This is a genomic window from Ruegeria sp. HKCCA5463 (genome assembly GCF_013034175.1).
Lineage (GTDB): Bacteria > Pseudomonadota > Alphaproteobacteria > Rhodobacterales > Rhodobacteraceae > Ruegeria.
In genome coordinates this window covers 238,044-257,067 of sequence record NZ_WQFL01000007.1, presented here as the reverse complement: position 1 = coordinate 257,067, position 19,024 = coordinate 238,044, and the positions used below count along the sequence as shown (strand labels likewise).

16 protein-coding genes are annotated in these 19,024 nt (G+C 59.4%); 4 read left to right on the top strand and 12 right to left on the bottom strand.

The window, feature by feature from the left end; translation table 11 throughout:
* Position 1: 1 nt before the first annotated feature.
* Both GOW09_RS16075 and GOW09_RS16070 read right to left on the bottom strand, forming a co-directional pair.
* A complete protein-coding gene (locus GOW09_RS16075) occupies positions 2 to 460 on the bottom strand; it encodes an Lrp/AsnC family transcriptional regulator (RefSeq protein WP_171119590.1) in 459 nt (152 codons plus the stop codon).
* Positions 457 to 912 carry an Lrp/AsnC family transcriptional regulator gene (locus GOW09_RS16070; RefSeq protein ID WP_171119589.1) on the bottom strand — a complete coding sequence of 152 codons (456 nt, stop codon included), beginning with the start codon at positions 910 to 912 and terminating at the stop codon, positions 457 to 459. The genes GOW09_RS16075 and GOW09_RS16070 overlap by 4 nt, the downstream gene beginning before the upstream one ends.
* Positions 913 to 1,043: 131 nt before the next feature.
* Between GOW09_RS16070 and ilvC the strand changes: the two genes are divergently transcribed.
* Together ilvC and GOW09_RS16060 are read left to right on the top strand one after the other, a co-directional pair.
* Entirely contained in the window at positions 1,044 to 2,066 is a 1,023-nt protein-coding gene (gene ilvC, locus GOW09_RS16065; RefSeq protein ID WP_171119588.1) for a ketol-acid reductoisomerase, read from the top strand.
* Positions 2,067 to 2,200: 134 nt separating this feature from the next.
* A complete protein-coding gene (locus GOW09_RS16060; protein ID WP_171119587.1) occupies positions 2,201 to 3,103 on the top strand; it encodes a DMT family transporter in 903 nt (300 codons plus the stop codon).
* Here GOW09_RS16060 and glmM read toward each other — a convergent pair.
* The 9 genes from glmM to GOW09_RS16015 all read right to left on the bottom strand — a co-directional run bounded on the left by glmM (position 3,100) and on the right by GOW09_RS16015 (position 15,382).
* Positions 3,100 to 4,443 carry a phosphoglucosamine mutase gene (gene glmM, locus GOW09_RS16055; RefSeq protein ID WP_171119586.1) on the bottom strand — a complete coding sequence of 448 codons (1,344 nt, stop codon included), beginning with the start codon at positions 4,441 to 4,443 and terminating at the stop codon, positions 3,100 to 3,102. The two genes, GOW09_RS16060 and glmM, sit on opposite strands and share 4 nt — an antisense overlap.
* Before the next feature lie 33 nt (positions 4,444 to 4,476).
* Positions 4,477 to 5,475: a dihydropteroate synthase gene (gene folP, locus GOW09_RS16050; protein ID WP_171119585.1), complete on the bottom strand. Its 999-nt coding sequence runs from the start codon at positions 5,473 to 5,475 to the stop codon at positions 4,477 to 4,479.
* Positions 5,472 to 6,392, bottom strand: coding sequence for a dihydroneopterin aldolase (locus tag GOW09_RS16045; RefSeq protein ID WP_152457620.1), 921 nt, complete (start codon positions 6,390 to 6,392; stop codon positions 5,472 to 5,474). The genes folP and GOW09_RS16045 overlap by 4 nt, the downstream gene beginning before the upstream one ends.
* 101 nt (positions 6,393 to 6,493) lie before the next feature.
* Positions 6,494 to 7,867, bottom strand: a complete 1,374-nt coding sequence (locus tag GOW09_RS16040; RefSeq protein ID WP_171119584.1) for a multicopper oxidase family protein — start codon at positions 7,865 to 7,867, stop codon at positions 6,494 to 6,496.
* A gap of 73 nt (positions 7,868 to 7,940) precedes the next feature.
* Complete coding sequence (locus tag GOW09_RS16035) at positions 7,941 to 8,582, bottom strand: cell wall hydrolase (protein ID WP_152457618.1); 642 nt, start codon at positions 8,580 to 8,582, stop codon at positions 7,941 to 7,943.
* Positions 8,583 to 8,769: 187 nt separating this feature from the next.
* Positions 8,770 to 11,310, bottom strand: a complete 2,541-nt coding sequence (locus tag GOW09_RS16030; RefSeq protein ID WP_171119583.1) for a pyruvate, phosphate dikinase — start codon at positions 11,308 to 11,310, stop codon at positions 8,770 to 8,772.
* Between the two features lie 89 nt (positions 11,311 to 11,399).
* Positions 11,400 to 13,634 carry a glycine--tRNA ligase subunit beta gene (gene glyS / locus GOW09_RS16025; protein WP_171119582.1) on the bottom strand — a complete coding sequence of 745 codons (2,235 nt, stop codon included), beginning with the start codon at positions 13,632 to 13,634 and terminating at the stop codon, positions 11,400 to 11,402.
* A gap of 9 nt (positions 13,635 to 13,643) precedes the next feature.
* A complete protein-coding gene (gltS, locus tag GOW09_RS16020) occupies positions 13,644 to 14,852 on the bottom strand; it encodes a sodium/glutamate symporter (RefSeq protein WP_171119581.1) in 1,209 nt (402 codons plus the stop codon).
* Positions 14,853 to 14,860: 8 nt separating this feature from the next.
* Positions 14,861 to 15,382 carry a DUF6446 family protein gene (locus GOW09_RS16015; RefSeq protein WP_171119580.1) on the bottom strand — a complete coding sequence of 174 codons (522 nt, stop codon included), beginning with the start codon at positions 15,380 to 15,382 and terminating at the stop codon, positions 14,861 to 14,863.
* 78 nt (positions 15,383 to 15,460) lie between these two features.
* On the opposite strand from GOW09_RS16015, the gene GOW09_RS16010 reads away from it, so the two are divergent.
* Positions 15,461 to 16,093 (top strand): MarC family protein, encoded by a 633-nt coding sequence (locus tag GOW09_RS16010; protein WP_171119579.1) that lies wholly within the window; start codon positions 15,461 to 15,463, stop codon positions 16,091 to 16,093.
* Positions 16,094 to 16,101: 8 nt separating this feature from the next.
* On the opposite strand, the gene GOW09_RS16005 is transcribed toward GOW09_RS16010, so the two are convergent.
* The gene (locus GOW09_RS16005) at positions 16,102 to 17,031 is read right to left on the bottom strand and encodes a glycine--tRNA ligase subunit alpha (RefSeq protein ID WP_171119578.1); all 930 of its coding nucleotides are present in this window, start codon (positions 17,029 to 17,031) and stop codon (positions 16,102 to 16,104) included.
* A gap of 206 nt (positions 17,032 to 17,237) precedes the next feature.
* Between GOW09_RS16005 and GOW09_RS16000 the strand changes: the two genes are divergently transcribed.
* The gene (locus tag GOW09_RS16000) at positions 17,238 to 18,977 is read left to right on the top strand and encodes a serine protease (RefSeq protein WP_171119577.1); all 1,740 of its coding nucleotides are present in this window, start codon (positions 17,238 to 17,240) and stop codon (positions 18,975 to 18,977) included.
* Positions 18,978 to 19,024 lie beyond the last annotated feature (47 nt).

The window sequence follows — 19,024 nt, the reverse complement described above, 5'->3', positions numbered from 1 at the left end:
TTCAGCCAATGGGACCGGGCAGACGTTCTTCGCTCAGCAGAACGTTGGCCTCGACGTCGCCTGCACCCGGCAGAGTCATGATCCGGCGCCGCAAAACACGTTCGAAATCGGCCAGGTCCCGGGCCGCGACACGCAGTCGATAATCATACAGCCCCAGCACGTGCTCGACGGTCTGCACCTCGGGAACGGCACTGACAGCGCGCTCAAAATCTTCAAGACTGACTTGGCCCTTGCGCCCCAGCTTGATGCCCAGAAAGACTGTCACACCGAACCCCAGCGCTTCGGCATTCAGACGCAGCCGACGGCCCTTGATTATTCCTGCGTCCTCCAGCCGGCGAATGCGACGCCAGGTGGCGGGTTGGGATAATCCGAACCGGCGCCCCAATGCTCCGGCACTTTGCGTGGCATCCTGTTGCAGCGCGCGAAGAAGACGGCGATCAATCTCATCCAGCTCGATCATACCGGCAGCACCTCGTCCCGCTTGACCCGCGCGATGTGCATAAGGGCTTCGATATCAGCAATATGCGGCAGGGTCAGAATCCGGTCGCGATAAAGCTGCTGATAGTGCTTCATATCTCTTGCAATGACGGAAAGACGAACATCGACACGACCCAGAAAGGTCTGGATTTCGATCACCTCTGCCACGTCACGCGCCGCCTGCGTGAAATCGTCGAAAGCTCGGGCCTGCGTCTTGTCGAGCGTGATGCGAAGCGAAACCTCGACGGCATATCCCATCGCGGCCCAGTCTATCACGGCCTCCTGCCCTTCGATGATCCCTGCGGCCTGCATCTTTTCGATTCGCCGCCAGCAGACGCCCGCACTGATCCGGCAAAGATCGGCCAGTTCCGCTGTTGTCAGGCTCGGGTCTGCTTGAAAGTGGCGCAGAATACGCCGATCAATATCATCAAGCATGATTTTTCCACATTCTCCGATTATCGCGAATTATTCTTCATCTTTTTCGCAAATACTCAAGCCCAACCCTATCGCCATTGCGCGAACGGGCAGATACAACCGCCGCAATCAAACCAGAAAGGACCGGCGAAATGCGCGTCTATTACGATCGCGATTGCGATATCAACCTGATCAAAGACAAGAAAGTGGCTATCCTGGGCTATGGCTCGCAAGGTCACGCGCACGCGCTGAACCTGCGCGATTCAGGCGCAAAGAACCTGGTCATCGCCCTGCGCGAAGGTTCGCCTTCGGCCAAGAAAGCCGAAGCCGAGGGCCTGGAAGTCATGGGCATCGCCGAGGCGGCGGCCTGGTGTGACGTGATCATGTTCACCATGCCCGACGAGCTTCAGGCCGAGACCTACAAAAAATACGTCCACGACAACATCAAGCCTGGTGCGGCCATCGCGTTTGCCCACGGCCTGAACGTACATTTCGGCCTGATCGAGCCGAAAGACGGCGTCGACGTCATCATGATGGCCCCCAAGGGCCCCGGCCACACCGTGCGCGGCGAATACACCAAGGGCGGCGGCGTGCCCTGCCTGGTCGCTGTCCACAACGATGCAACCGGCAAAGCGCTGGAAATCGGCTTGTCCTACTGCTCGGCCATCGGCGGCGGCCGCTCGGGCATCATCGAAACCAACTTCCGTGAAGAGTGTGAAACCGACCTGTTCGGCGAACAGGCCGTTCTGTGCGGTGGTCTGGTCGAACTGATCCGCTGCGGCTTTGAAACTCTGGTCGAAGCCGGTTACGCCCCTGAAATGGCCTATTTCGAGTGTCTGCACGAAGTGAAACTGATCGTTGACCTGATCTACGAAGGCGGCATCGCCAACATGGATTACTCGATCTCGAACACCGCCGAATACGGCCAGTACGTCACCGGGCCGCGTATCCTGAAATACGACGAGACCAAAGCGCGTATGAAAGAGGTCCTAAACGACATCCAGCAGGGTAAATTCGTTCGTGACTTCATGCTGGAAAACGCCGTAGGCCAGCCGACCATCAAAGCGGCGCGCCGTGCCAATGACGAGCATATGATCGAGGAAACCGGCGCCAAGCTGCGCGGCATGATGCCGTGGATCTCGGCCGGAAAGATGGTCGACAAAGAAAAGAACTAAGCCTGACCTTAGTCAGCATAAGGGCGGCCACGGCGGTCGCCCTTTTTCGTTTGCACAAAAAAGTGGCGCGGCACATAAACGCCCGATCAGACCAATCTATTTCGCGAACTTGCGCTGCCCGACAGGACAAACCAATGGTGCAACAGCCGACAAGACAGGACTGGAGCGGCGTCTTCACGCTGGGCCTGATCTGGGGCGCGACCTTCATGGTCGTTGCCATGGCACTTGAAGGGTATGGCCCAATCACCGTTGCCACCTCACGAACCACGCTGGGCGCAGTTACCCTGTTGCTGATGATGAGGGCGACCGGTCGCAAGCTGCCGGTTCTGACGCCGGCGCTGAGTGTTTCGATTGTCCTTATTGGCGTGCTGTCCACTGCCGTGCCATTCATGTTGCTGAGTTGGGGGCAGCAATTTGTGCCATCTGCTTTTGCGGGGCTGTCTATGGCTGCCATCCCGCTGATGGTGCTGCCGCTGGCGCATTTCTTCTCGGATGAACCACTGAACCTGCGCCGATTTCTGGGGGTGTGCCTTGGCTTTTCCGGGGCCCTGGTTTTGATCGGACCCGGCCTTGCACAATTGGGCCAGGGGGCAGAACCCGTCGCGCAACTGGCCTGCATCACGGCGGCGCTGTGTTACGCAAGTTCATCCGTGTTGACGCGACGCTGCCCGCCGGTTGACCCTTTGGTACTGGCCGCTCTGACGCTGGTTGTCGGGGCCGCGCTTCTTCTGCCCATAATGCTGCTCACCGAGGGGCTGCCGACCTGGCAAGGCCCACGCCCGACAATCGCCCTGATCGTTCTGGGTTTGCTGCCAACTGCGTTTGCCACCCTTTTGCGCGTTTCGATCACCCGCAGCGCCGGGTCGGTTTTCCTGACATTGGTGAATTACCAGGTGCCGATCTGGTCGATGGTGTTCGGCGCATGGATCCTGTCCGAGGCCCTGCCCCTGCGCTTTTACATCGCTCTGGCACTGATCCTGACTGGCATGGCTATCAGCCAGTGGTTCAGCCTGCGAAAGGTTTTGTTCGGGAATTAGCTTGTGGCGGCTTCGACCTCTGCCACGATGCTGTCGACAACTTGGGTCAGCAACCCATCGTCTTCGCATTCAGCCATCACGCGGATCAGAGGCTCGGTCCCGGATTTGCGGATCAACAACCGGCCCTGCCCGTTCAGCCGCGCCTCGGCATCGGCGATGGCCGCCTGAACACTTTGAACCTCCAACGGTGTTTGATCGCTGGAATAGCGCACATTCTTCAGCAACTGCGGAACGGTTTCGAACTGCTTGGACAGATCAGATGCCTTGCGCCCCGACAGAACCATTTCCGCCAGGAAATGCAGCCCTGCCATCAACCCATCACCGGTGGTGGCATAATCGCTCATCACGATATGGCCGGACTGTTCCCCACCAAGGTTGAACCCACCTTCACGCATCCGTTCGACCACGTAGCGATCGCCGACGGCCGTTCGCTCGAGGCGCAAACCCTGCGCTGTCAGATGGCGTTCCAAGCCCAGGTTGGACATTACGGTCGCGACCAGAGCGTCGCCCTTCAACTGGCCCGATTTCTTCCATGCCGTCGCCAGCAAAGCCATCAGCTGATCGCCGTCAGCCACCTGGCCGGTTTCGTCGACGACAACCACCCTGTCCGCGTCGCCGTCCAGACATATGCCCACGTCGGCGCCATGCGCGACAACGGTTTCTGCGGCCAGTTGTGGCTTGGTCGATCCGCAGTTGAGATTGATGTTCTTGCCGTTGGGCGCGATTCCCACGGGGATCACTTCTGCGCCCAGCTCCCACAGAACTTCTGGTGCGGTGCGGTGGGCTGCGCCGTTCGCACAATCGATCACCACCTTCAAGCCATCCAGACTGACGTTCCGCGGCAACGACGACTTCACACGTTCGCCATAGCGAAACCGTGCGTCATCAACCCGGCGCGCCCGGCCGATATTCTGCGCCTGGGCGGGTCCGACGCCTTCGTCGATCAGCCTTTCGATCTCGACCTCGGCCTGATCGGACAGTTTATAGCCGTCCGGCCCAAAGAACTTGATTCCGTTGTCTTCGGCAGGGTTGTGGCTGGCCGAGATCATGACGCCCAGATCAGCCCGCATGGACCGCGTCATGAGGCCAACGGCGGGCGTCGGAACGGGCCCCAGCAGCAGCACGTTCATTCCAGTGGACGTCAAACCGGCCGTCAGCGCGTTTTCCAGCATATAGCCGGACAAACGCGTATCCTTGCCGATGACAACCCGGTGCACCCCTGTCGCGTCCCGTCGGAAATACCGCCCGACAGCGGCCCCGATACGCAACGCCATCTCTGCCGTCATCGGATGCGTGTTGGCGGTGCCCCGCACCCCGTCGGTTCCGAACAGCTTGCGCATAGGTGTCACTCCGTGATTTGCCGTGCGACCGGATTACCGGACAGCAGCCCATAGGCGCAAGGCCTGAGAGGTCTCGGCCACGTCATGAACGCGGATGATCTGCACGCCCTGAGACAATCCTGCCAGAGCCACCGCAATTGATCCCGGCGCGCGGGCAGTCTTGCAAGGCTCTTTTCCGATGGCGCCAATAAAGCCCTTGCGCGACACGCCCAACAGGATCGGGCAGCCCAAGCCGTGGAACAGGCTGAGATTGCGCAAAAGGGTCAGGTTGTGATCCTCGGTCTTCCCAAACCCGATCCCGGGATCCACAACGATCTGATCGCGGCTCAGGCCAAGACGTTCCAGCAACGCGATCTGGCCTTCGAGAAAATCGTAAACATCCAGCAATACGTTGTCGTATTGCGGATTGATCTGCATCGTCGCCGGATCACCCTGCATGTGCATGACACAGACAGGCACTCCATGCGCGGCACAGAACGGTGCCAACGCCGGATCGAAGGTGAAGCCCGAGACATCGTTGACCAACCCTGCCCCGGCCGCGCAGGCAGCCTTGGCGACATCGACCTTTCGTGTATCGATGGAAATCAAAGCGCCTGTTTCCGACCGGATCGCTTCGATCAACGGGCGGGTTCGCGCGATCTCTTCCCCGGCCGGGACAAAATCCGCACCCGGACGGGTGGACTCTCCGCCGATATCCAGAATCGTGGCACCATGCGCCACCATATTCACCGCAGCCACGCGAGCAGCATCTACCGAGCTGTGAACACCGCCATCCGAGAAACTGTCCGGCGTGGCATTCAGAATCCCCATGATATGAGGCAGCTGCATATCAAGGCCCGCCACGTCAGCCCGCGATTGGCTCAAACGGCTCAGGTGATCTGGCGGAACGTCCGAGGCCGCGACGATTTCGGGTTCGAACCCGCGCCGCAGCGCTTCGACATGGGTGAACCAAAGGGGTTGGCCCGCCAGCGGCACAGCGCCTGTGGGACGGGTCGCTCCATGCTGGGTCAGTGGTCTGAAATAGGTTCTCACAGCTGGGCCTGATCCACCGCAACAGCGCGCAAGGGCGTTTTGGGTTCCGTCGGCAATGCGCCGCCGATCACCATCATTTCGCTCGCTTCAAAGGTCGCCGCGAACCATGCAGCCAGTGCCACGGCATCCGACGGGGCGGCAGACGGGCCGTCAACGGCATCCAGAACGATCTTGGATGGGGCCCAGACACAGATCTGGCCATTCTTCATCGCCCAATCCAATTCGGTCCGCGTTGAGACCACCACACAGCGATGGTCCCGTGCCGCCAGAACCCAGGCATTCTGTTCAATTGCCAACAAGTCAATTCGGCGTTGCGTCATCGCATGACCCGTTTGCGGAGCGGCCAGGTCGGACGCCCCGACACACAGGATCAGCGGGCGCTGGCGGTTCTCCAACTGATCGATCCAACCCTTCAGGTTTTCCGAGGCGATGGCGTCATTCGACAGGAAGACAAGGCGGGGATGCGGGCGTTCTTCTTCGGCGACCTCATGATGGACCGAGTCTTTTCCGCGCACGATCTCAACCCCCAACGCACCCGGGCCCCGATCCAGTTTTTCGATGCGAACAAAGACTCTTACAGCCTGAGGTTCAAGCAGGATGCGTTCCGCAACGCGTTCGGCCAATGTCTCAAGCAGGTTCAGGCGCTCGGCTGCCAGCTCATAGGCGATGGATTCCGTTACGCGGTCATATGAAAGGATGCGATCCACATCATCATCAATCGGGTCCGTCAGAGGCCGGACTTCGACCACGATGTTGAAGCAGATCCGCTGGGTTGTTCCCCGCTCGGCCTGGAAGGCGCCAATTTCGACTTCGACGATATGGTCGCGCAACGAGATACGATCCAACGGCCCCCGAGGAGACGTCGCCTCGGACCGTTCGGACGGGTGTGCGAATGCCAGACGGATTTCAGAACTCATGGGTCAGGCCTTTTCGGGCTCGTTGCATAGTTTGCCTACTATAGGCGTCGCGAGGGCCTATAGCATTCAAACAAGCGCCATTCCAACCGCCGAATGCGGCGTCACGAGACCCGAAACCAGCTCATCATCCCCGAAGCAGCATGCCCAAGCATATGACAATGCAGCAACCAGTTGCCGGGATTGTCCGCGATCAATGCGATTTGGCGCGCCTGTCCCCGCCCGACCAGAACGGTATCACGCCAGGGGCCCAGAGAGCCATCGTCCATGATCAGCCGGAAGTGATGCCCGTGCAGATGCATTGCGTGCGGAAAAGCGGTTTCATTCACGAACTCGATCCTGTGCAAACTACCGACGGCCGCATCCAGAAACGGATCTTCGGGGCGCTCGGCGTAACCGTTCAGTGCCCAGAATTTGCCCAACTGCGCCAGCTCGCGGCCTGACAGTTCCGTTTCACCCAGCCGGGCGCTTTCCAGCCAGCGCATTGCGCCACCTTGCAGAACCATCCGGTGCGTTCTGGCATTTTGAAGATTTCCGATCTCAGGCAAAGGGTTAGACGGCAATGCTGACACGCCGTGCCTGTGCGCCCCGGCAGCGTTTCCACCAACCTCGAACCGTGCCAGCCCAAAGGAACCATCTCTTTCGACGCTGACCAGGCTTGCCGTTTCGCCCTCGGTGACGACATCCACAATCAGATCCGCACGCTGCGCAGGTGCTAGCGGGAAAGAGCCCGACAGCCGCAGCGGTGTTTCCACGGGCATTCCATCCAAGGCGACGATCCACCCCGAAAGACCATCAAGATCCAGATCAAATATCCGGGCATTGGACGCGTTGACCAATCGAAGTCGCAGTCGCTCGTTTCTGCGTACCGCAAACGCGGGATCGAATGATCCGTTGACGGTCAGGATGTTCCCAATCCGACCTGCATGGCTCAGATCATGGCCATTGTCGAAATCATCCGTTATCTGCGCGGTCTCAGGGTTCAACCGCCAATCATCCAACATCAGCACCAGATCCTGATCGACATCCGGTGCCGTGGCCTCTGCAACGATCAGCGGCCCGTAAAGCCCGCGGGCAACTTGTTCCATCGACTGGTTGTGCGCGTGGTACCAATAGGTGCCCGCATCCGGGACAACGAAATCATAGTCAAAAGTGCCGCCCGGTTCGACAACATCCTGCGTCAGGCCGGGCACACCATCCATGGCGTTATCGATGCGTATTCCGTGCCAATGCACCGATGTGGGTTGGGGAAGGTCATTCACCAGCTTGCGCTGAACGCGTGCGCCCTGATCGACCTTTATGATCGTACCGGGGACTGTGTCACCGTAACTCCAGACCGTCGTGTCAGGAAACCCATCGGGCGCAACGCGCTGTCGGCTCAGACGCGCCTTGAGCGGCGGATAACCAGCCTCGGCCGCGACCGGCAAAATGGCGACTGCGGCGGCTGTTTTCAGAATGTGTCGTCGGGTGAAAAGCATTACGGGCCTCCTGGCCCGTAATATAGACTGCGACCTGCCACGCGCCATCAAGCTTCCAGCGCGGGTGCGTCAATCAGTTGCTCGCTGTCCGATAGTTGTGGCGGTAGAAAATGTGCACACCGATCCGCGCAGTCTGTTTATAGACCCGCGACCAAGATGGCCGAACCGCGGTCGTGTGGTAATGGGTCGCCCCTTCGGTCAGCTCATGGCCGATACCATCAATGGCCGCCCGAGCGACCTTGGACACGCGCTCATAGGCCTTCTTCTCGTGGATGACCTCTTTGCGACCGTCACATGTATAGGTGAACTGGCACTGGTATTTCTTGCCGGTGCCCTGGCGGATCACACCACACAGTGAGCTTGGAAAGCGGCTGCTTTTGACCCGGTTCAGAATGACCTCGGCCACCGCAAACTGACCACGCACGCTTTCGCCTCGCGCTTCGAAGTACAGCGCCTCGGACAGGCACTTCCAGTTTTCGTCACCGGTCGCCTTGGGCTGTTGGTCAAGCCAGTCCTTGGAGTATGTTACTTCAACAGGTTTGGCCGCCTTGCGCGGCTGGAACAGTTTGAAATAGTCGCGAAAGCTTTGCGCCGGCAATTCGCTGCGGGCGACAAGTTCTTTCTTTGCAGTATCAATTGCTTCCCTCTCGGCGAAGGACGCACTCGGCAGCACGGTTGCCGCCATTGTGGCAACAGCCATTATGTAACGTAGCATCAGATAACCTCGCACAGGCACTTCACGCGCCATACCCTCCCCCGGCGGGCGCGACGAGGCATCTAACGCAATCGAGCGCAAAGGTCCAGTCTTTCGGAAAATGCAAGTGGAATCTTGCCCGCAGCGAAGATAAATTTCGCCTGCGAGTGTTCTGATAACCCACTAATCCTTGGGTTTTCAGCCCCTGTCAACCCCCAAGTCTGGAGGAAATCGCCAGTTGAGCGGCAGCCAGCCGAGCGACAGGAACCCGGAACGGCGAACACGAAACATAGTCGAACCCCAAATCCCTGCAAATGGCGATTGATTCGGGGTTTCCGCCGTGCTCTCCGCAAACCGAAAGGGTTACATCCGGTTTCGCGGCTCGTCCCCGCTCGGCTCCCAGCTTCAGCAATTCCCCGACCCCATCCGGATCAAGAACGTGAAACGGATCTTCGCCGAAGACACCCTGGCGAACATAGGCGGACATGAACCGGCCGGCATCGTCGCGGGACAGACCATAGGTCATCTGCGTCAGGTCATTGGTACCGAAACTCATGAACGCGGTCTGCGGGGCGATCTCTTCCGCGCGCAGACAGGCACGCGGGGTTTCAACCATCACACCCAGCCGATATTCAAACTCCTGCCCTCGTTCTGACGCGACCGCGGCCGCCACCGAATCGATGCGGGACTTGACCAGTTCGACCTCTCGTTTGGCAGAGACCAGCGGGATCATCACTTCGGGCACGACCGGGGCGCCGTTCTTTCTGGCATCAAGCGTGGCTTCGAAGATCGCGCGCGCTTGCATGTCATAAATTTCCGGCACCGTTACGCCCAGACGAACGCCGCGCAAACCCAGCATCGGGTTGTATTCAGTCATCGCATTGACCCGGCGTTCGACATCGGAAACCGGCAAATCCAGAGCCTCGGCCAATTCCCGTTGACCGCTGCGCGTGGTGGGCAGGAACTCGTGCAAAGGCGGGTCGAACAGGCGAATGCAGACAGGCTGCCCTTCCATGATTCTGAACAGTTGAACAAAGTCTTCGCGTTGCATCGGAAGCAAACGTTCCAGCACGGCCGCCCTGCCCGAAGACGTTTGCGCAAAAATCATCTCGCGCATCACGATCAGGCGACCGGGTTCAAAGAACATATGTTCCGTCCGGCACAGGCCGATCCCCTGAGCCTGAAAATTGCGCGCCGTCTGCGCATCAGCCGGCGTGTCGGCATTGGCGCGGATGTCAATATCACGCTCGGCATCGGCCCAGGCCATCAATGTCTGAAAACAATCATCCAACGCGGCCTCAAGCATGGCTGGCTGCCCTGCCAGCACCTGACCGGAACTGCCATCGATTGTCAGAATATCACCGGTTTTGAAAACACGGCCATCGGGCGCGGTCAGCATCTTCTTTTTGGTCTGGAACCGCATGTCTGAGGCACCAACGATACAGGGCAGGCCAAGTCCACGACCAATCACGGCAGCGTGGCTAGTCATGCCGCCCTTTTCCGTCAGAACCGCTACGGCGGCATGCATCCCGCGCACATCCTCGGGCGAGGTTTCGCGGCGGACCAGAACGCATGCTTCTCCGCGCGCGGCACTGGCCTGCGCTTCTGCGGATGTAAACACGATCTTTCCGGTTGAGGCGCCCGGGCTGGCACCGATGGCCGTTGTCAGAACATCACGCCGCGCTTCCGGATGGACCTGCCGGTGCAAAAGTTCATTCAACGCATGGGGGTCGACGCGCATCACCGCCTCTTGCGGCGGTATGATCCCGTCTTCAGCCAGACGAACGGCGATCCGCATCGCCGCGCGCGACGTTCTCTGAACCCGGACGCCATCCAGAATATGCACTTTGCCGTTTTGAATGACGAACTCGACCTGCATTTCTTCGCGCAGTTTTTCGCGCATCAGCGCGGCTTGTTCTTTCAACTCGGCAAAGGCTTTGGGTGCGACTTCTTCAAGCGACGGTCCTCGCGGGTCTTTTTCAAGAAACAGCGCTGCCACATCTTCGCCCAGCGCATCCCGGCCCTGGCTCTGGCTCAGGTAGCGCCCCGTGATCTGCGGCATTCCGGTGGTCGAGTCGACCAGTTGAAGCACACCTGATCCGCATTCACCCTGCCCGACGCCCGGGATCATCTCTTGAATGACAAGCCCAAGACCCGCATCTGCCGGGGCACCCTTGGCCTGCCGCAGCAGCCGGGCGGATGTCCCGTCCCATGCACGGGCCATCGAGCGTAAAACCCCGATCAACTGCTCACCCCGATCCTGCGGGAAGGCTTCGTCCGTTTCATCTTCGTAGGCGCGCAGGGAATGGCGCAGGCCTTCGCTGCCATCCATGTCGATGTCATCGAACACGTCCGCGTCCAGCCGCGCCACGTGGATCGCATAGCTTTGAACGAACCTGAGATACAGCGCAGCAGCGGCCTCTGCCCCCATGGTGTCGGACAGGTCCACATAGCGTGCATCATTCATGCCAATGTTCAGAACCGCACCGGGCCCACCCCAATCGGGATCTTCAGAACTTGGTCGGACGCACAGCAAGGTCGTGGGATCGAATTGCTCAAGGATCGCGTCAAGGTTCGGAACGTCGCCTTCCGCAATCTGATGGACCGCATCAAACGACAAGGCGACGGTCCGGGGCACCGGCAGGTCCAGTCGGACCAGCCGTTGCAGACACTTGGCCCGCCCGCCATGGGTATGGGCCGTGACCGGCGCATCGGATGTAATGAGCGTGGTATGCGGATTATTCTGCACTGCAGCACCTTTTGATTTGAGTGCAGCATAAGCGCTTGCGCCCTTCGTGCAAGGGCGTTGTGGGCACGCATCGCTGCGTGCCCGAGGTTTCAACCTTCGATCCGCGACAGATCGGCCACGCTGGAACAAACCTGCCTGATCTGACTGAGCAGGTTCAACCGGTTACGACGGATCACGTCATTGTCGGTGTTGACCTGTACGTCCTCAAAGAACGCATCCACCGGCCCGCGCAGCGCGGCCATGGCCGCCATTGCAGTTGGGAAGTCTTCGGATTTCAGGGCCACGTCGATTTGCGTCTGCGCCCCATCCAAAGCCGCGAAAAGCGCCTTCTCGCTGTCGGTCTCTGCGAATTTCACATCCGCACCGTAAGAGTATTCCACGCCGTCCTTTTCCTCGGCCTGGGTCAGGATGTTGTTGGCCCGCTTGAACCCCTGCACGAGGTTCTCGCCATCTTCAGTCGCGATCACTGCATTCAGGGCGCGGGCACGTTTGACCAGCAAGCTGAGGTCGTCATTGCCCTCCATCGCGATGCACGCATCGATGATGTCGTGGCGGATGCCCTCGTCACGCAGAAAGACTTTGAGGCGGTCGTGGAAGAAGGACAAAAGGTCATCGGACGTATCGGGTACCTTCCGTTCAAGATGCAGAAAGTCCGTCATTTGATGCGTCCCGGCCTTGTCGCCCGCAAGCTTCTCCTTCACCGTACGGAACGCCGCTCCGAAAACACCGTGGTCGGCAATCTCATCCAACAGCTCTGCGACATGCCCGTCGTGCAAGGCTTCGTTCGAAGCCGCTTCGGCCCGAACGAGTTGCGCGTCGAAGAAACGGTCGAGCTTCAGCCGCAGATCATTGTTCAGGATCAACCGGATCACCCCCAAGGCCGCGCGACGCAGCGCGAACGGGTCCTTCGACCCGGTGGGCTTTTCATCGATCGCCCAAAACCCGGCCAAAGTATCAAGTTTGTCCGCAAGCGCCACGGCGACCGACAGAGGTGCCGCAGGCACATCATCCGACGGCCCCAGCGGCGAGTAATGTTCCTGCGCAACAGCAGCCACCGCGGCATCCTCGCCGGCGGCTTCGATGTAATACCGCCCCATGAGCCCCTGAAGTTCCGGGAATTCATAGACCATCTCTGAACTCAGATCGGCCTTGGCCAGGCGCGCGGATTTCTCGGCCTGATCCGGGTCGGCGCCCGTCACCGGGGCCAGTTCGCGGGCCAGCGCGGCGATGCGCTCGATACGTTGGGCCTGAGTGCCCAGCTTGTTGTGGAAGGTCACGTTCTCCAGCGCGCGGGTCCATTGGTTGATGTCCGACTTGGCAATGCGCAGGTCGTTCTCCCAGAAGAACTTGGCATCGGCCAGACGTGCCGACAGCACCTTTTGGTTCCCCGCCAGAATGGTTGCGCCGTAGTCGGCGGTTTCGCGGTTGGCGACGGTGATGAACCGTTCGATCCGACCTGTCTTGGGGTTCTTTACCGAAAAGAACTTCTGATGCTCTTTCATCGAGGTCTGCAACACTTCGGGCGGCAGTTCCAGAAACTCATCATCGATTATCCCCATCAACACCACAGGCCATTCAACCAGCCCGGCAACCTCGGCCAACAGTCCCTTGTCTTCGACGATTTCCAGACCGGCGGCAAAAGCCATGTTCTGCGCATCATTCCAGATGTGTTCGGCACGTTCATCCTGTGACAGCAAAACGAATGCGCGTTTCAGCTTGGCGGCATAGTCCTCGAAAGACGTAACCGAGAACCGGTTGGGGGCCATGAAACGATGACCGGCCGTGGTGTCACCGGAACGAATGCCATCGACCTGCATCGGAACAACCTGCGCCCCTGATTCATCCGACAATATGCACAGAATGGAATGCAACGGACGCACCCACCGCAGACTGCCACTGCCCCAACGCATGGATTTGGGCCATGGGAAATTGCGAATGGTGGCTTCCAGCACTTCGGCAATGATCTCGGCGGCCGGGCGGCCCGGTTTCTCGATGGTGGCGAAATAGACAGCGCCCTTGGGTGTCTCACGCTCTTCCAGTTGGTCGCGGGTCAGGCCCGCGCCGCGCAGGAAACCTTCGATCGCCTTGTCCGGCGCGCCGACCTTGGGCCCTTTGCGCTCTTCCCGGATTGTCGGGCTTTGCGCCAGCAGACCTTCCACCGCCAGTGTCAGGCGGCGGGGTGTGGTCAGTGCGGCCGCGTTTGAATAGGTCAAACCGGCCTCGACCAGGCCATCGGTAATCCGCTTTTTCAGATCCTCACCGGCACGGGTTTGCATCCGCGCAGGAATTTCTTCGGAAAACAGTTCGATCAGCAGGTCGGGCATAGTCGGTCCTTAGAAGTTCACAATCGTCTGAATGACGATGGCATTGGCGATATCCACAAAGAAGGCGGATACAAGGGGCAGCACGATAAAGGCAATAGGCGACGGCCCATATCGCTTGGTTACTGCCGTCATATTTGCAATCGCGGTGGGTGTGGCACCCAGGGCAAAGCCTCCGAAGCCCGCTGCCAGCACCGCTCCGCGATAATTCGAGCCCATCAGAGGAAACAGTACCCAAATCACAAAGACGACCGTAAACACCGTTTGCGCCGTCATGATCACGGCAATTGCCACACCCAGTTCCGCGATGGTCCACAACTGCAAGCTCATCAGTGACATTGCCAGAAAGGCCCCAAGCGCAAATTCAGACAGCAATGCCAGCGACGGTGTCCGTGCAACCGGCGGCGCGGACGGAGCGATGGCCGCTCGGACATTCGAAATCACGATGCCCATGATCAGACAGGGCACAAACAGCGGCAGTTTCAGCCCAGCGGCCGAAATCGCCTCGCCCAGCGCATAGCCCAGAATAATCGCAAGGTTCAGATGCAGCAGCACGCGCATGATGGTCACATGGTCAATTTCGGTGGCTGCGGTCGTTTCCTCCGGCAGTCCGACCGTATGTTCTTCGTCAGGTCGGTCCGGCGACAGGCCTCGCGTTTCCACCAGAAGACGCGCGATGGGGCCACCCACCAGCGCAGCAAGCACCAGTCCGAGCGTCGCCACGGCAACGCCAAGTTCGGTTGCACCGTCCAGACCCGTTGCGCTGGCAACTTCGGGTGCCCATGCGATTGCGGTTCCGTGTCCACCAATCAACGCGGCCGAACCAAACAGAACGCCAGCTTGCGCCGGATAGCCAAACAAGGAAGCCCCTGCCGCGCCGATAACGTTCTGCGCAACAATCGTGACAAGCGTCAAAATCAGAAGGATCAACAAAGGCTTACCACCGGCAATCAAGTCAGAAAGCCGCGCGTTCAGTCCGATCCCGGCAAAGAACAGAACCAACAGAGCGTCCCGGGTCTGCAACTCGAATGACAGTTCTACATTGGCAAAGAGATACAGAAGCAAAACCACGAGCGAAGCCAAAAGGCCGCCCGTGACCGGTTCAGGAATATTGAACTGCCTCAGAACTGCGACTTTGCCGTTGATCCGGGCACCCAACAAATACACCGCAAACCCCAGAGTTGCAGTAATGAAGTCCGGGATCAAAACGGCGTCAGCCATGGTTTTCCTCAGTTTTCAGGGCGTTTCGGGCACTCCTCACCCACCACCGTACCGTCATAGGCTTTTTCACCGCAGTTGTTCAACGCGTGCCAGACATATCCCTTGCCATCCCTGGTAATCGCCACGATCCGGTCGACGCCGAAATGGATGTTCTTCTCACTCAAAAACGCCTGCGCCTGCCCCGATTTCAGCGCATCGCCCAGCGAAACGGCGTCGTAACAGTCAAACCAACCCGGCGCGGTCAAGGGTTCTGGGTTTTCAACAGCAATAAACCCGGCCATCTGATCCGGCTTCAGATCCGTTTCAAAACAGCCTCGGTAGCGGATCGGAGAACTGTCCGCATCGATCGCCTGAAAGTCTGAATAGGTGATTGGGACAGGCGCATCACCTTGGTCCGTCATCAGGACCACGTCCTGGCCGGGCTGCGGTTCGACCTCATAGTAGAAACCGTAAATCTGCAAATAATACATTCCGGCCCCGGCCACCAAGGCCGACAACAACAGAACAATTGCCAGCAGTTTTCCCGTCATGTTTCAGGCTGCCTCTTTCAAGTTCTTGTAAAATAGGACAGGTTTCGTCCGGGTACAGGCATCAATGAGGTCAACACCATGGAATCCACGCTTGCTGTCGGTTTTTTCGGCGCATTGTTTGCCATCATGAACCCGGTTTCCAACCTGCCGGTGTTTCTGAGCGTCACTCAGGACCTGCCTGCCGCCGACCAGCGCAAGATTGCGGTGAAGACGGTGATCTATTGCCTGATCCTTGGCGGTGCCTTTGCGCTGGCTGGAAGTCAGGCGCTTGGCCTTTTTGGCATCAGCGTCAATCACCTGCGCGTCGCCGGCGGCCTGGTCGTCATGATGATCGGCCTCAACATGCTGAACGGAAACGAAAGCACCTCTCATCATGGAACAAAAGGAGAGAAGGAAGCTTACCCCGAAACCGATACGGTGGCCTTTTACCCGCTGGCCTTTCCCATTCTTGTGGGCCCCGGCACGATAACCACCCTGATCCTGTACGCACATCAGGTTAAAACCACGGTCGAGGCTTTTGTTTTTATGGGAGTATTTCTTGTCGTGGTCGGTCTGCTTCTGATCACGTTCTGGAACGCCGCCTGGCTGGCTGAACGCCTGTCCAGCAACGCGCGCGTGATCATGAGCCGCTTCATGGGTATGATCCTTGCCGCCATTGCCGTCAGCATGATCGCAGACGGGCTCAAGGCGCTTTTGCCCGGGCTGGCCTGATTGCCTCATCAGGCCTGAAACCCGGCGGCCTCGGTCTGCACGAACGCATCCGCACATTGTTTGGCCAACGCACGGACGCGCCCGATATAGGCCTGCCGTTCGGTCACCGAGATCACGCCGCGCGCGTCCAGCAGGTTGAAGATGTGACTGGCCTTGATGCATTGATCATAGGCCGGGTGCGCCATGATGATGCGTTTGCCCGTCTTCGGGTCCACATGCTCCTGGCTCAGAATGGCGGCGCACTCGGCCTCGGCCTCTTCGAAGTGGCGCAGCAGAACCTCGGTGTTGGCCACGTCAAAGTTCCAGCGGGCATACTCCTCTTCGGTCTGCTTGAAGATATCGCCGTAAGTCAAAGGACTCGGCGACTGGGGGTCATTGAACGGCATGTCCATCACGTGATCAATGCCCAGCACATACATGGCCAGACGCTCCAGCCCATAGGTCAGCTCGCCTGATACCGGCGCGCAGTCATGGCCGCCAACCTGTTGGAAATAGGTGAACTGGCTGACTTCCATTCCGTCACACCAGACTTCCCAACCCAGACCCCACGCGCCGAGCGTCGGGCTTTCCCAGTCATCTTCGACAAAACGGATGTCGTGCAGGTCCATGTCGATGCCAATCGCCTCGAGGCTTCCCAGATACAGCTCCTGCAAATCCGGTGGGCTGGGTTTGATCAGCACCTGATACTGATAATAGTGCTGCAACCTGTTCGGGTTTTCACCGTAACGCCCATCCGTCGGGCGGCGTGACGGCTGAACGTAAGCCGCAGTCCAGGCTTTCGAGCCAAGCGCGCGCAGGGTGGTCGCGGGATGGAACGTTCCGGCCCCGACTTCCATGTCATAGGGCTGTAGAATCGCACAGCCTTTAGACGCCCAATAGGTCTGAAGCCGCAGGATGATCTCCTGAAATGAACGCGGTGCGCTGGTCGGTTCGGTCATGGCATTCCCTCTGGGCGCCTTTGCGCCCGGTTCCGGTCGGTTTTGCCCTTCCTATGCAAGGGGCAAAGGGGCGTCAACGGGGCTTGGGGCCAAGCCTGTATCTGCAGGGCCACACCGTAAATTCCCCGCATTCGCGGCATGGCTTTTCGCAAATGAATTCGCGTATTCTGCGCCAAAGCATGAACACTGCATAAGACGGGCAGACTATGACACGCGTATTTTCAGCAATCCTATTGTTTCTTCTGGTCGGCCTGCGCGCCGCAACCGCACAACAAGATCCCGGCGTCTGGGTCCAGGTCGAGGCCCAGCCCTCGCTGCGCGAAGCGCAGGAACGGGCACAGGCCTATGCCGGCGCTTTGCCGGACGTGAACGGGTTTCGCCTGAACAGCGGCTGGTACGCGATTGTGATCGGCCCCTATGCTCGTACCGACGCCGAACAGGTGCTGCGCGTCTATCGGGCCGAAGGCCAGATCCCGCGCGACAGCTACATCGCGTTTTCCAGCGCGATGGGGCAACAGTTCTGGCCCGTCGGGGCAAACGTGCTGAACCGCGGCGCCGTCGCGGCACCAATTGAACCTGTGGCACAACCGGAAGAGGCTCCGGCAGTCGCCACACCACAGGATTCCGATGAAACCCGCGCACAGGCGCTTCAGTCCGAACGTCTGTTGACCGCGCAGGAACGCAAGGATCTGCAAACGGCTCTGCGCGCGGCGGGGTTTTACAACTCGACCATTGATGGTGCGTTCGGGCAAGGCACCCGCCGATCAATGAGCGATTGGCAGCGCTATAACGGGTTTGACGCCACGGGTGTTCTGACCACGTTGCAGCGCAAGGCCCTGATGGATGAATACAACGCGCCGCTGATCTCTGTCGGAATGGAGCGGTATTCCGACGACAAGGCCGGGATTGTGCTCGACATGCCTCTGGGCGCTGTGAGCCTTGATCGTTATGAAGCCCCGTTTGCACATTTCAAAAGCATCTCTGACCTGAACGCCAAGGCGCTCCTGATCAGTCAGGAGGGGGACAAGAACACGCTCCGCGCGCTTTACGAGGTGATGCAATCGCTTGAGATCGTTCCGCTGAATGGCCCTCGTGAACTGGGCCGCGACCGGTTTACCCTTGAAGGGCGCGGCAACGGCAAAGTGTCCTTTACGCAAGCGCAATTGGCCGATGGAAAAATCAAGGGCTTCACCCTTGTCTGGCCCGAAGGAGACGAGGCACGTCGCCTGCGAGTTCTGTCAGCGATGACGTCCAGCTTCAGCACGACGGATGCGGTTCTGGATGCCGCCGCCGGTGCTTCCGCAGAACAGCGCATCGATCTGGTGTCGGGCCTTCAGGTCCGCAAGCCTCGGCTGACGCGCTCTGGTTTCTTCGCGGATGAGAACGGGACAGTACTGACGGTTTCCGAGGCCGCGGAGAGCTGCACGCGGATCACTCTGGATGGTGATCAAGAGGTTCAACTGGCCCTGACGGACCCTGAACTTGGCGTGGCAGTCCTGCGCCCTGCAAAAACGCTCGCCCCCATGAGCGTCGCCGCGTTCAGTGCCACCAAGCCGCGCATCAAGTCGGAAGTGGCCGTGTCCGGCTTTTCCTATCAGGGCGCATTGGGTGGCCCCACCCTGACCTACGGGCAGGTCGCGGACATACGTGGGCTGAGCGGTGAGACCGGCGTCAAGCGTCTGGCGCTGAACGCCCAACCCGGTGATGCAGGCGGCCCGGTCTTCAACGACAGCGGCAACGTCGTTGGAATGTTGTTGCCCACACCGTCCGAAGGGCGCACCCTGCCCGCTTCGGTCAGCCTTGCGGCCACCGTTGATCGGTTGACCGAAATTCTTGCAGAGGCCGGAGTGTCCGGTCAATCGAGTGAAGAAACCATACAGATATCACCCAATGAGTTGAACCGGCGCGCAACCGGCATGACGGTTCTGGTTCACTGCTGGGATTGATCAGACAGCACCTCAGCAAAAAAGCGCCGCATGAAAGTGCGGCGCTT